We start from the raw sequence: 13,236 nt of genomic DNA on the forward strand, positions 1-13,236 counted from the left end.
ACTCGCCGTCATCAGCGAAATGACCGCTACGGGCCCCACCGCAAGCGTGCGGCTGGTGCCGAAGATCGCGTAGGCGACCAGCGGCAGGATCGATGCATAGAGGCCGACAACCGGTGGCAACCCCGCCAGCAGCGCGTAAGCGAGACTCTGCGGAATCAGCATTATCGTGACGATGATCGCCGCGACGAGATCGTTCGTCAGGACCGATCCGTTGTAGGTCCGGCCCCACTCGAGAATCGGGAAATATTGCGCCAGCGGTGCCGGCTTGTGCCGGCGCGGCAAGCCGGACGCCCCGCCTTCCGCCCCTGGATTGCTGTCGCTCACGATCAGGCAGTCTTCTTCATGTGCGGCTTGGATGCGGTCGCAATTTCTGCCGACCCGCCGCCGATGATGACGACTTCGTGTTTCAGGCTGCTGGCCATGACAAACTCTCCGGCATTTTCTCGTTATTCGCCAAGCCGGTCGCGCAAGCTCGACAGATCGTAGCCTGCTCGCCTGGCGCGCTCGATACGGACCTCGGCGGGTTCGCTCTCAACATTGGCGAGTGCATCGAGCGTGATGGAGCGCGTCCCGGTCCGGCAGAAGGCAAGCACCTTGCCGTCCGCCTCCGCGCGGACCCTGGCGAACGCCTCGATCGCAAGCGGCGGAAACTCGCCCCCAGAGACCGGGATGTGATGGAAGGCCAACCCTGCAGCTTCGGCAGCTTCTCGTATCGATGCCACGGTCGGCTGACTCGGCTCTTCGCCATCCGGCCGGTTGCAGATCACCGTGCTGAAACCGGCATCGGCAAGCCCGCGCATGTCGCCAGCCTGCAGCTGAGGGGAGACAGCGAAGGAGTCGCTTACGTGGGCAAGCTTCATGACGATGCCCCTTCCAAAAGCCAGACTACGGCCATCCCGGCGAGCATGGCGACGACGAATATCGCGGCCGCTACAGGTTCGATGACAAGAGCGGCGATACCCGGCCCCGGACACAGCCCTGCAATCCCCCAGCCGATACCGAAAAGAGCTGCCCCGCCGATAAGACGGGGGGTGAGATCGGATTTTGTCGGCAGGTGAAACTCGCCAGCGAAGACCGGTTCGGCCAGGCGCGGGACGATCCGCCATGCAACGGCCATTACGATGACGGCTCCGCCCATCACGAAGGCAAGCGTCGGATCCCAGTCACCGAAGATGTCGAGAAAGCCGCGCACACGCGCAGGGTCGGTCATGCCACCGAGAGCAAGACCAGCGCCGAAGAGAACGCCGGATGCGATCGAGGTGAGAGCGGTCCGCATTACAACACCTCCAGCCCGAGCGCGTTCATGATCGCGACTGTCGCAACGCCGGTTGCCATGAACGTAAGCGTGGCGACAATCGAGCGGCCCGATAGACGGCTAACACCGCAAACCCCGTGCCCACTGGTGCATCCACTTCCAAGACGCGTGCCGATACCGACCGCCAGTCCAGCTATCGCAAGCGTAACGGGGTTGGCGAAGTTGGCTTCGATCCCGCCCGATGCCAGCATCACGATCAGCGCTCCCAGCGGCAATCCGATCATGAACATCCATGCGCCGCTCCTGGCGATACCGCTACCGCCGAGCCCGACGGCCTTCGCGGCAAGGCCGGAAACGCCGGCGATCCGCCCAAGGCCAAGCAGCATGAGTGCGGCTGCCAGGCCGATCAGGATGCCGCCCGCCAAGCCGGCAAGTGGCGCCGCTTCAGGGAAACCGGGGAGCGTCATACGGCATTCACCGGTATCTTGATGTAGCTGACGCCATTGTCTTCGGGGTCGGGCAAGCGACCGCCGCGGATATTGACCTGCACCGAGGGCATGATCAGTTTCGGCATGGCGAGCGTCTTGTCGCGGGTCGTTCGCATCTCGACAAAGTCTTCCTCGCTCACCCCGTCCTTCACATGCACGTTTTCTTCGCGCTGCTGCTTGACGGTGGTTTCCCAGGCATATTCGTCGCGGCCCGGCGCCTTGTAATCGTGGCACAGGAACAGGCGGGTTTCGTCCGGAAGCGATAGCAGCCGGCGAATGGACCGATAGAGCTGGTGCGCGTCGCCGCCGGGGAAGTCAGCCCGGGCAGTCCCGAAATCGGGCATGAAAATAGTGTCGCCCACGAACGCTGCATCGCCGATGATGAAAGCCATATCGGCGGGTGTGTGACCGGGAACATGGAGGGCAATGCCTTCCAACTCGCCGACCTTGAAGGTCTCGCCGTCCTCGAACAGCTTGTCGAACTGCGATCCGTCGCGTTCGAAGTCGGTGCCCGCATTGAAGAGCTTGCCGAATACCTCCTGCACGCGAATGATGCCGCGTCCTATAGCAAGCTTACCGCCGAGCCGTTCCTGCAGATAAGGAGCTGCTGAGATGTGATCCGCATGCGCGTGTGTCTCAATCAGCCATGTCACTTTCAGATTATTATAAGTGACATACTCGATTATGCGATCGGCTGATCCGTTCGAGGTGCGGCCAGAGGCCACCTCGAAGTCCAAAACCGAGTCGATAATGGCCGCTTCATCCGTCGTCGGATCGTGCACGACATACGAAACCGTATTCGTTGCCTCGTCGAAAAATCCCGCAATAGAGGGGCGGAGACACTTGTCGACTTGGGCACGCTCGATCTGGGCGGCGGCGCCGTTGAGGTTATGATCGTCAGCCATCGCTTGACCTCCATACACTTACATAAACCGTTTATATGTCTTGCTATTCGGATGTCAAGTGGTATGAGGGCTCGATGACCGAGATGATCAATGCCGATGCCGAACGACAGGCGCCGTGTGCCGGACTACGTATCGGAGATGTCGCCCCGGACTTTTCCGCACGCACCACGGCAGGAGATGTTCGCCTTTCGGATTACCGGGGGCAGTGGTTGATCCTTTTCTCGCACCCTGCGGACTTCACGCCTGTGTGCACGACCGAGTTTGTCGCACTTGCCCAAGCGGCCAGCGACTTCGAACAGCGCGACTGTGCGCTGGTGGCGCTTTCCGTCGATAGCCTGTTCTCGCATTTCGCCTGGCTGCGGCTGATCCGCGATCGCTACGACATCGAGGTGCGCTTTCCGATCGTGGAGGATCCGACCCTCGTGATCGGCCGGGCATACGGCATGGTGGCGCCGAACGATAACGATAGCGCAACGGTTCGGACGACGTTCTTCATCGATCCAACCGGCGTTATCCGCGCGATGACCTGCTATCCTGCGAATGTGGGCCGTTCGACGCCCGAAATGCTAAGGACACTCGATGCTCTTCAGGCAGTCGATGACGGGCCTGTTCTCGCCCCTGCGAACTGGGCTCCGGGGGAAGCCATGTTGGCGCAGCCCGACGCGTCGCTCGACACTGTTTTCTCTGCCAAGAGCCAGACCGATTGGTTCATGAAGGAAACCAAGCGAGGGACTCGCAAATGACGGACGAGGAGTTGGTCGATGCCCTGAAGGCCCTCGCTCATCCCGTGCGTCTGCGCATCCTGCAGGCACTGTCGGGCACGGAGCGCAATGTTGGCGAGGTCGACGACATAGCCGCAATTGGCCAGCCAACGCTTTCGCAGCAGCTGGCGGTCCTTCGCAACGCGGGCCTTGTGAAGACCCGCAAGGACGCCAAGCTTGTCTACTATCGCATTGATGATGGCAGGCTTGCGAAGGTTGTTGATGCGGTGGGGAAGCTTGGTGGGCTGTCTGCGAAACCTATGCGCCACTTGCGCCAGCCTGCACCCGGGGTGGCCAATTTTGCGAAGTTGGGTTGAACATCCGCACATTAACTTTGAATCGTTTTGAACGAAGTTCCTCGCACCCACGAGCGCCAGCTCTCCCGAAGTCAGCAAAACGCACAACTCGCCTATCATTTGCTGTCGATAGCGGATGAACACTTCCAGCCTCTCCCGAAGGAGCGAGGAATGACTGAGATCGCGGGGCAGGATTGTCATAATAAAACGTGAAAGCTGGAAGTCTTGCGCTTCTTGAACGGGGTCAATTCACTCCCAATTGCATCCATGCACGTTTGGGGGTGTCTACTTCACACATCCGGTTCCCTATCTATCGGATCTTTACGGCGTTGGCGGCGAAGAAATAGTCCAATCATGATCAAGATCGGGATGACAAGATAGGCTTGGAAGGTCTTGTGCGGCCCGATCCAGGCTATCGGAACAGCCGCCAGGAGATACGCGGTGGATCCGTGGACTGTACTCGCTGTCTGGCAAGGCGGGTTCACAGCCTGGGCCGGACTGCTCGCGACCGCTGCAATTCTGGCCTGGCGAATGCGCCCGGTGCGCGCGATGCGCAGGGCTCTCGGCGTGCTGGCGGTCCTCGCCGCAATCTGGTTCGCCGCCTCGGCCATGCTTCAACCCGAAGCCCGGCCCCTTCCCGATTTGCCGGTCCTGGTCGGAATGGATGGCACCGAGATCACGCCTGAAAATCTCGCGGGCAAGCCGTTCGCGATCAATCTGTGGGCGACCTGGTGTCCGCCTTGCCGACGGGAGCTTCCCATGCTCGCCGAGGAAGCGGCGAACTCGGACATCCCTATACTGCTCGCCAACCAAGGTGAGGACCGGCAGGCCGTTGCCGACTACCTGCTCGCGAGCGGGATATCGCCGCGCTCGGTGGTGCTCCACAAGCAGATGGGTCTCATGGACGTGGCCGGCAACGGTGTCCTTCCGACCACGATCTTCGTCGATGCCGAGGGCGAGATCGTCGCCACCCATGTCGGTGAAATTTCACGGGCAGCCCTGTCCGATAAGCTTCAACAACTTCAAGGAGACTGACCATGCCTAGATGGCCCTTGGTCGCTGCATTGCTGCTCGCAACGGCGGGAGGCACCGCGCTGGTGACCACCCAGTTGGTGCAGGGAGACCCCGCATCGCAAGGCGACGCGGGTTCGGATGAGGACACCGCGGCGAGCGCCGAAGCCATGGCGGCGCGCGCCGAGATCGCCGATGACCCGATCGCCCCCAAACTCGCGCCGGAAGGCTATGATGTCACTATCATCAGCTATTCCGATTACCAGTGTCCCTTCTGTCGCAAGATTCACCCAGAACTCGAACGCCTGGCGCAGGAAGATGGAAAGGTCCGGATCGTCTATCGCGACTGGCCGATCTTCGGCCCTGCATCGGAAGAGGCCGCGCGGATGGCGATCGCGTCGCAATGGCAGAACAAGCACCGGCAGTTCAACGACGCGCTCATGCGGACCGACGGCAAGCTGAGTTCGGAAAAGATCAGGGCCGCCGCCGCCGCCGCCGGCATCGATTTTGCCCGTTTAGAACGCGATATGGAAACCCGTGAGGACGACATCGATGGCGTCCTGCGGAGGACGGCCATGCAGGCTGCCCAGATGGGCCTGCAGGGTACCCCTGCCATGCTGGTCGGGCCATATATGATCCCCGGCGCGGTCGATTATGCCGGCCTTACGCGCGCGGTTGCAGAGGCGAGGCGATTCAACGCCGAGCATGCGGCAGGCAAGGAGGCATAATCCATGATTGTCTTGCGCCGCCTGCTTACGCTTCTGGTGACGCTGGCCTTCGGGGTCGGCGTCATCGCCCTTGCTCCTGCATCCGCACAGGAACGCCATATCGAGGCATCGCTCGCCTTCGAAACACGGACGCCCAAGCCCGGGGAATCGGTGACGCTTGCGATCAGGATGAAGCCTGAATCGGGCTGGCATGGATATTGGACCAATCCCGGTGCGGCGGGCCTGCCGGTCGAAGCGGACTGGGATGTGCCGGCCGGCGTCTCCGTTTCGTCCTTGCGCCATCCGGCACCCCATCTGCTCGATGTGCAGGGTATCGCAAGCTATGTTCACGACGGACCGTTCACGCTTCTCGCCACGATGAAAGTGCCGCAATCTCTCGCGCCAGGAACAGCCTTGCCCGTCGAAGTCGCGCTCAGCTGGCTGGTCTGTTCCGATACGCTGTGCGTACCCGAACGCGCGACGCTTTCGGCAAATCTGGAGGTCGGATCGGGAGCCCCCGATGCTGCCGGAGCACGGATCGTCGCCGCAGCGCAAAGGGCCATGCCCAAACCGCTCAGCGGCGCGACGCTGACCCGCGACGGAAAAGATTGGGTGTTCTCGTCCGCTGGGGTAGCAAGAGGCAATTACCGCCTCTTCCCCGAGCAGGAAGACTGGTTCGATGCCGCGGCAAAGCAGACCGTCAGCCGCAATGGCGATGGCGTCAGCCTGCGCATTCCCGCCGCAGGAACGGCCCCCGGTACGGCTTTTCGCGGCGTTCTCTCAAACGGGACGAAATCCTATCTCGTAAGCGCGCGCCCGGTCGCGAGCTCGTCGGCCAACGCGCAACCATCAGCGCAATCGGGCGAAATCTCCGACGACGAGATGCTGTCACAAGCGGACCGGGAGCCATCGCCGACGATGGTCGAGCCGGCTCCAGCCACGGAAAGCGTCGCCGCGCCCTCTTTGGCAACGCAGGCCGTCTCAGGCGATGTCCTGCGCATTGCCCTCGTCGGCGCGCTCCTTGGCGGATTGCTCCTCAATCTGATGCCCTGCGTCTTTCCGATCCTCAGCCTGAAGGCGCTGTCGCTCGCCAAGAGCGGGGGCGATCCGCGCGCGGCGCGGGTGGAGGGGGTGGGCTATGCGGCCGGCGTGATTGCCACCTCGCTTCTGCTCGGAGCATTGCTTATCGGCTTGCGTGCCATCGGCATGGAAATAGGCTGGTCCTTCCAGTTGCAGTCCCCTGGCGTCATTCTGGTGCTGCTTGTCCTGACCGGCGCTATCGCCTTGAACCTAGCCGGCCTGTTCGAATTGCCGATGCCCGCATTCGCTGCGCGCGGCAGCCAGACCGGCGGCTTCCTCGGCGCATTTTCGACCGGAGCTTTGGCCGCCTTCATCGCCATGCCATGCAGCGGGCCTTTCATGGCCGGCGCGCTCGGGGCGGCCCTCGTGCTTCCTGCGCCGCTCGCCCTTGCGGTATTCGCAATGCTGGGCCTGGGAATGGCGCTGCCGTTCCTTGCCGTCGCCTTCATTCCTGCGGTCCAGCGGCGCCTGCCCAAGCCCGGCGCGTGGATGGATACGCTGCGAAAAATGCTGTCACTGCCGATGTTCGCGACGGCGCTGGCCCTCGCCTGGCTTCTCGGTCGCCAGACCGGCGTTAACGGAATGGCTTTGGGCCTGCTGGTTCTCTCGCTCTTTGCCGTGTCCCTGTGGTGGTACGGCCTGCGCCAACGGCGCGGCTCCGCAGGATGGCTGACGCTCGCGCCAGCGGCGCTGGCGCTGGCAGCCGTCCTCACGGTCGGTATTCCCGAAGCGCCGAGCGCGGCGACGGCCTCGGGCGAGGTCGCGGAAGGGGACCTCCACGAAACGTTCAGCACCGCCCGGCTGGCGGAACTGCGGGCGGCAGGCACTCCTGTCTTCGTCGATTTCACCGCCGACTGGTGCCTGGTCTGCAAGGTCAATGAACGCGTTGCCATCGATACCGAGGCGACGCAGGAGGCCTTTGCCGAAGCCGGAGTGGTGACACTCACGGGCGACTGGACGCGTCAGGACCCCGAGATCACGGCCTATCTTGCCGATCACGGGCGCAACTCGATACCCTTCTACCAGTTTTATGCGCCCGGCGAGGCTGCCGAGGTGCTACCGCAGGTCCTTACTCCGCAGGTTCTCATCGGCAAGGCAGAGGAAGTGGGTGAGGCTGCTTCGTGACCCTCCTCGCCCGGGATGGCTGCAGCGGAACGTAAGCCTCGATCACGATCGCGATAGAGCAAGAGATGCCCACCCCTGCCGATGCGCTGGCGGTGCACCGCAGCGCAACCCACTTGGCAATACGAAAAACTGAGAGGTCGAGACCATGACCCGCCTGACGATACTGCAGCTTAACGACCTTCATGGATACGCCGAACCGCATAACGAGATCCGGTATGGCGCCGATGGAACTCCCATGTTCGAGACGCTAGGCGGTCTAGCCCGCATCAAGACGATCTTCGAGCGTGCCCGCGCCGACAATCCGGGCGGCGTGCTGGCGCTGGACAATGGCGACACCTTCCATGGGACGCATTTCGCGGTTGCGGACGAGGCGAAAGCTCTTGCTCCGCTTGTGGCCGAGCTGGGCTTCGATGCCATGACGCTCCATTGGGAATTCGCCTTTGGTCCGGACCGGGTGCAGGCGCTCGCCAGCGAGCTGCCTTATCCGGTGCTGGCCGCGAATATCTATCGCGAGGAAAGCGGCGAGCTGTTCCTGCCCGCCGCCACGATTGTTGAGCGCGCCGGGCTGCGGATCGGTCTGATCGGCCTTGCCTGTCCGATCGTCGACAAGACCATGCCGCCTCATTTCAGCGAAGGTCTGCGCTTCGAGATCGGCACCAGGGAACTTCATGCTCACGTCGCGCAAATGCGCCCGCATGTCGATCTGCTGGTCGTACTCTCCCATGTCGGCTTCCCGCAGGACGTGCAGTTTGCCAAGGATGTGCCCGGCATAGATGTGATCGTCAGCGGCCATACCCATAACCGCATGGAGCATGCTATCGAGGTCGACGGCTGCCTCATCTTCCAGTCCGGCTGCCACGGGTCCTTCGTCGGACGGCTCGACCTCGATTTGCGGGACGGCGAACTCATCGGCTGGACGCACGCGCTCATCGCAGTCGATGAAAGCGTTTCTCCCGATCCGGCACTCGAAGCCGCTGTAAGCGAAGCACTCGCCGGAGAACGCGATGTCATGGCCGAGGTCGTGGGCAGGACCGATGTAGCCCTGCATCGCTATGCCATGCTGTCGAGCCCGATGGACGATCTTCTGCTCGAGGCGATTGCCGAAGTCGCCGGTACGCAGATCGCCTTCTCCAACGGTTGGCGTTACGGCGCGCCGATACCGGCGGGACCGATTACGCTGGGCGATTTGTGGAACATGGTTCCAACCAATCCTCCCGTCACCCTTGCCGAGGTGACCGGCGCTGAAATCCGGCAGATGATCGAGGAAAACCTCGAACGAACCTTTGCGGCTAATCCCTATGACCAGATGGGCGGTTACATCAAGCGCATGCGCGGAGTGGGTCTCGCCTTCAAGGCCGAAAATCCCGAGGGTCAGCGGATCGAGCGCCTGTTTCTGGAAGGCCGTCCGGTGGATGATAGCGCCGTTTATGCTGTGGGCTTCATTACCGAGCAGGGCGTGCCCGCGCAGTTCGGCAAGAACCGGCGACAGCTTCCCATCGATGCGATCACAGCCCTGCGCAAACGGCTCGCGCGTCCCTTCACTCACGCTTCCGTCGGAAGTTCCATCGACCTTGTCTGACGGCGTTCCGCCGACGGCTAGCCAGGATCGGGCCAAAGGACCCGACAAGGAACACGAGCACGTAGCCCGCGCCGATTTTTGAGAACACGGTCGCCTGCGCAGCGGCGGGAAGACGACCGACAAGAACGCCGCGGACACCGCTCTCGAGATGCTCGGCGATCGAACCATCGGACCGGATTATCGCGGATATGCCCGTCTGCGTCGCGCGGAGCACCGGCAAACCGTTCTCAAGCGCTCTGATGCGCGCCTGCGCCAGATGTTGCGGAGCGCCGGCAGGACCGAACCACGCGTCGTTCGTGGGATTGACGATGTAAGCGGGGCGCGCAGTGAATCCGGAGCCGAAGCCGGGGAAAGTGGCCTCGAAACATATCGCCACGCCTGCCTCGCCGTCGGCCAAAGGAATGGCCGGGATCGCTGCCCCCGGCGCAAGGGCGTCGCGGCCAGGGGCATACCGGGCGAGGCGCAATGCCTCGAGCAAGGACTCGAACGGCACATATTCCCCGAACGGGACGAGGATGCGCTTGTCGTAACGGTTGCGAACCCGCCCGCTGGCATCGATCAGGTAGACACTATTGGCATAGTGTCCGTCGGCGTCGCGACCCAGAGCTCCGGCGAAGAGCATGTCGCCGGTCCGAAGCGTTTTCCCGATTTCATCGAGCACCGCCTTCCGGTCCTCGAGAACATAGGGGATCGCGGCTTCAGGCCAGAAGATGCGCATGTCCGGCGCAGTCGAAGAAATGCCGGCTGTCAAACCGAGATAGATATCCACCTGCTCGTCGAGCCGGTTTTCGTCCCATTTGACCCTTTGCGGTATGTTGCCCTGGATCAGCGCGACCTGCTGCGCGGTATCAGGAGGAGCAACCGACGAACGCCCGAGGAGGATTGCGAGGGCCCCGATAAATCCGAGGCTTGCCCCGACACGTCGCGGATGCCCGGCGATCTGCAGAACGAGTCCGGCAGCAAGCACCGTCCCAAATGAGAGTCCGGTTATGCCGATAACCGAAGCAGACCGCACGATCGCCGGAACGTCGAGCCAGATCGCGCCAAGCGGGTTCCACGCGAAACCGATGATAGTGGTAGACCTCGCCCATTCGCCGAGCGCTAGAAGCGAACTTGTCGCCAAGAGCTGCGTGCCGTGATTTCTGTTGGCGTATCTCCGGGCAAGGGCGAAGGGGACGGACCAGAAGAGCGACAGGATCGCGGACAAGGCGACGAGTGCCAGCCAGCCAGCCGTAACGGCTGGCGGGTCCATCATCACAAACGCTCTCGGAAGCCAGCGTAGCGCGACAATCCACATGGCTCCCGCGTAGGCTGTCACAATCCAGAATATGGGTGCAGCCCGATCGTGGCGGATCAGGTAGAAAAGGCCGCTAAGCGAGGCTAGCGAAAGGACAGTCGCATTGGCAGGCGCAAAGCCTTGCGCCGCGATGGTTCCGAGGATGGCGGCGATCAACAGGCGCGAAGTCCGGCGAAACATGGCAGGTGCCAAAACGCATGTGTCTTAAGCGCGGCTTAGCGTGAACGGCTTGCCGGAGGCGGCCTTCAAAAGGGGTGGTGACGACTATCCCCATATGGGCAGCAACGCCCGGCTCATCGATGGCAATAGAGCGCGCATCGTTTTCCTGGTCGCTGTCGTCTTGACCAGCCAGGGATCGTAGCGGGCTGCGCGCACTTTCGCAGGAGTGGGCTCGCTGATTGAAAGAGCAAGTTCCGACTGGGCTTAAGGCTGCCGTAAGACCCAGCCTCGATCGTCAATCCATTCGATCAGTAGGAGTGGCGCATGTTGCACAGGCGATCGGTACTTATGGCCGCGGCGGCATCAATCGCCAGCGGCTGTGTGCCACGAGCATCCCTTTCTGCCGCGCTGGAAAGGAGCGATACATCGCTGAGGCTAGTCTCCGCGGCTAACCCCCATGTCTTTCCGCTCATGCTGGCACTCGCTCTCGAACCGGACCTCCCCTTGTCGTTTAGTCCGATCAAGGAATCGGCCGAGATCGATTCAATGTTTCGAACCGGCGAGGCGGATGCCTTTCTGGGCATGACCTATATCGGGGCGAAGAAGCAGCTCGCAGCACCTGATCTCGGTCTGAGGCTCGTCTCGATCAACACCTGGCGCGGCTTCTTCGAGGTGGTGCCGCGGGACATCCGCAGCTTTGCCGAGTTGCGCGGCCACAAGGTTATCGTCAGCGGGCCGATGGGCTCCGGCCGAAACGGTGGCGGCGATATTATTTTCCAGGCTGCGGTACGGCGCGCGAACCTCGATCCCGGTCGCGATCTGGAGGTCGCATACATGCCGGCCAAGGCAGGTATCGCGCAAGTCGCTGCCGGACAGGCCGCCGGCATTACTATCCCGAGCCCTGGCAGCACCGGCATGGTCATGCGCTCGCGAATGGGGAGCGAAGGGGGCAGCAATATTGCGCTTTCGGCTATCGATATGCAGGCCATGTTCACTGGCTTTCGCAGTTTCGACGAAGGCCAGCTGCCGATCGGCGGATTGCATACCTCCGAGCAGGTCCTGCAAACGCCGCCGCGCCGAAGTGCCTTGCTTCGCGTGTTCGATGCCTACGAACGCGCATGCGAGGCTCTCATGCGCGAGCCGGAACGTCTCGCGCCCATGGCCATCGATCAATATGGCAAGCACTTGGCCCCTATCGGAGCCACGGCTCCCCCGGCAATGCTGCTCGCGCGGGCCATCCGGGCGAACGAGCTTGTGTATCGGACCGGCGTTCCGGCGGCGGGTATCCGTGCGGATGTTTCCGCATTCCTGAATGAACTTCTCGGCGCGTCGGTTGAGCCCGCCTTTTTGAGCGCGTTGTAGATCTTTCACGGTTTTTCGAATCCGTCGTCCCTGCGTGCGAGCTGCCTTCGTGGGATCCATTGCAAGGCTCGCTTGGGTCTCGCGACGGGTCCTTGCTCGCTCGCCCTGAACGATCAGGGGCGCCGTAAGCCGCCCTTAAGAACCGGGCTGCACCTGGAATATCTCAATCATCCTACGAACCCAATACCCAAGACTTCGGAGAGTACCAGATGCACAAGCGCCCGCTTCTATTGAATTTTCTCTTAGCCGCCGGTGTTTCCATGGCGGTCGCGGTACCGGCAACGGCCCAGCAGGAGACGGGCGAGGAGGCCTTTGCCAAAGCGCGCAATGCCATGATCGCGGAGCTCGCCGAAGATCCGGCGGCCCGGCGGATCGAGCCTCAATCATACGATCTGACCCTGGTGGTATTTACCGATTACCAGTGCCCGTTCTGCCGCCAGATGCACCCGCGTCTGACAGCTCTCGCCATGGAAGACGGCAATGTCCGTATCGTGTTCAAGGACTGGGCGATTTTCGGCCAGCCTTCCATCGAAGCGGCGCGCCGCGCACTTGCGGCGAAATATCAGGGGAAGGACCAGGCCTTCGACGATGCGCTCATGCAAATCCAGGGCAAGCTTAGTTCCGAGAAAATCCGTGCCGCAGCAGATCAGGCGGGCGTCGACTGGCAGCGTCTGGAAAGCGACCTCAAATCCCATGGCAAGGAAATCGATGCAGCGCTTGCGCGAGCGGACCGACAGGCTGGGATGCTCGGGATAAGCGGCACACCGGCTATGTTTGTCGGGCCTTACCTGGTCGCCGGGGCTCTGCCGCCCGAGCAGCTTCGCCAAGCCGTTGCTATCGCGCGGCAGTATCCCAACGGTAACGCGCCGGAAGCGCGATAGAGCTTAGCAGCATCCAGCAATTCTTCGCTTATCATTGCGGCGGTCTTAGAAGCTACGCATATTTCTATCTTCTTTTCGACGGTCTAATCATCGACCAATGCACCATTCCAGCTCCAATCCGCTCGCCCATGATCACAACTTCCTGAGCGCCTCGCACGACGCCCATGAGCGGCGCACGCGTTATGTCGTTGCCTTGACCGCCGCGATGATGGTGGTCGAAATCGTCGCCGGCCTGTGGACCGGATCGATGGCGCTTCTCGCCGATGGTATCCACATGGCGACCCATGCAGGTGCCTTGGGCGTCGCGGCCTTCGCCTACTGGTTTGCCAA

General features: G+C 62.2%; 15 protein-coding genes. 9 read left to right on the forward strand and 6 right to left on the reverse strand.

Features of this window, described 5'->3' with window-relative positions; translation table 11 throughout:
• From KYK83_RS16515 to KYK83_RS16535, 5 genes are all read right to left on the reverse strand, one after another.
• The coding region (locus tag KYK83_RS16515) for a SulP family inorganic anion transporter (RefSeq protein ID WP_430299322.1) at nt 1-324 on the reverse strand (324 nt) is incomplete at its 3' end.
• 122 nt (nt 325-446) lie between these two features.
• Complete coding sequence (locus KYK83_RS16520) at nt 447-860, reverse strand: protein tyrosine phosphatase family protein (RefSeq protein ID WP_119511780.1); 414 nt, start codon at nt 858-860, stop codon at nt 447-449.
• Nucleotides 857-1,276, reverse strand: a complete 420-nt coding sequence (locus KYK83_RS16525) for a DUF6691 family protein (RefSeq protein WP_119511779.1) — start codon at nt 1,274-1,276, stop codon at nt 857-859. Before KYK83_RS16525 ends, KYK83_RS16520 begins: the two co-directional genes overlap by 4 nt.
• On the reverse strand, nt 1,276-1,722 hold the full coding sequence (locus KYK83_RS16530) for a YeeE/YedE family protein (RefSeq protein WP_119511778.1): 447 nt from the start codon (nt 1,720-1,722) through the stop codon (nt 1,276-1,278). Before KYK83_RS16530 ends, KYK83_RS16525 begins: the two co-directional genes overlap by 1 nt.
• Nucleotides 1,719-2,648: an MBL fold metallo-hydrolase gene (locus KYK83_RS16535; RefSeq protein WP_119511777.1), complete on the reverse strand. Its 930-nt coding sequence runs from the start codon at nt 2,646-2,648 to the stop codon at nt 1,719-1,721. Before KYK83_RS16535 ends, KYK83_RS16530 begins: the two co-directional genes overlap by 4 nt.
• Nucleotides 2,649-2,731: 83 nt before the next feature.
• Between KYK83_RS16535 and KYK83_RS16540 the strand changes: the two genes are divergently transcribed.
• The 6 genes from KYK83_RS16540 to KYK83_RS16565 all read left to right on the forward strand — a co-directional run bounded on the left by KYK83_RS16540 (nt 2,732) and on the right by KYK83_RS16565 (nt 9,207).
• Nucleotides 2,732-3,391, forward strand: coding sequence for a peroxiredoxin (locus KYK83_RS16540; RefSeq protein WP_119511796.1), 660 nt, complete (start codon nt 2,732-2,734; stop codon nt 3,389-3,391).
• Nucleotides 3,388-3,726 (forward strand): ArsR/SmtB family transcription factor, encoded by a 339-nt coding sequence (locus KYK83_RS16545; RefSeq protein WP_119511776.1) that lies wholly within the window; start codon nt 3,388-3,390, stop codon nt 3,724-3,726. Before KYK83_RS16540 ends, KYK83_RS16545 begins: the two co-directional genes overlap by 4 nt.
• A 420-nt stretch (nt 3,727-4,146) precedes the next feature.
• On the forward strand, nt 4,147-4,740 hold the full coding sequence (locus KYK83_RS17320; protein WP_222829050.1) for a TlpA family protein disulfide reductase: 594 nt from the start codon (nt 4,147-4,149) through the stop codon (nt 4,738-4,740).
• A gap of 2 nt (nt 4,741-4,742) precedes the next feature.
• Nucleotides 4,743-5,444 carry a DsbA family protein gene (locus tag KYK83_RS16555; RefSeq protein ID WP_215227121.1) on the forward strand — a complete coding sequence of 234 codons (702 nt, stop codon included), beginning with the start codon at nt 4,743-4,745 and terminating at the stop codon, nt 5,442-5,444.
• A 3-nt stretch (nt 5,445-5,447) separates the two neighbouring features.
• Nucleotides 5,448-7,628 (forward strand): protein-disulfide reductase DsbD family protein, encoded by a 2,181-nt coding sequence (locus KYK83_RS16560; protein ID WP_196847463.1) that lies wholly within the window; start codon nt 5,448-5,450, stop codon nt 7,626-7,628.
• A 145-nt stretch (nt 7,629-7,773) separates the two neighbouring features.
• Nucleotides 7,774-9,207, forward strand: a complete 1,434-nt coding sequence (locus tag KYK83_RS16565) for a bifunctional metallophosphatase/5'-nucleotidase (RefSeq protein WP_215227123.1) — start codon at nt 7,774-7,776, stop codon at nt 9,205-9,207.
• Here the strand turns inward: KYK83_RS16565 and lnt are convergent.
• A complete protein-coding gene (gene lnt / locus KYK83_RS16570) occupies nt 9,167-10,684 on the reverse strand; it encodes an apolipoprotein N-acyltransferase (protein ID WP_222829051.1) in 1,518 nt (505 codons plus the stop codon). The genes KYK83_RS16565 and lnt overlap by 41 nt on opposite strands.
• 303 nt (nt 10,685-10,987) lie before the next feature.
• Between lnt and KYK83_RS16575 the strand changes: the two genes are divergently transcribed.
• The 3 genes from KYK83_RS16575 to KYK83_RS16585 all read left to right on the forward strand — a co-directional run.
• On the forward strand, nt 10,988-12,025 hold the full coding sequence (locus KYK83_RS16575) for a substrate-binding domain-containing protein (RefSeq protein ID WP_222829052.1): 1,038 nt from the start codon (nt 10,988-10,990) through the stop codon (nt 12,023-12,025).
• A 209-nt stretch (nt 12,026-12,234) separates the two neighbouring features.
• Nucleotides 12,235-12,906: a DsbA family protein gene (locus KYK83_RS16580; RefSeq protein ID WP_119511755.1), complete on the forward strand. Its 672-nt coding sequence runs from the start codon at nt 12,235-12,237 to the stop codon at nt 12,904-12,906.
• Nucleotides 12,907-13,003: 97 nt separating this feature from the next.
• Nucleotides 13,004-13,236: cation efflux transmembrane domain-containing protein (locus tag KYK83_RS16585; protein ID WP_222829053.1), on the forward strand; the 233-nt coding region annotated here is incomplete at its 3' end.

It is taken from the genome of Qipengyuania pacifica (assembly GCF_019857205.1).
Lineage (GTDB): Bacteria > Pseudomonadota > Alphaproteobacteria > Sphingomonadales > Sphingomonadaceae > Qipengyuania > Qipengyuania pacifica.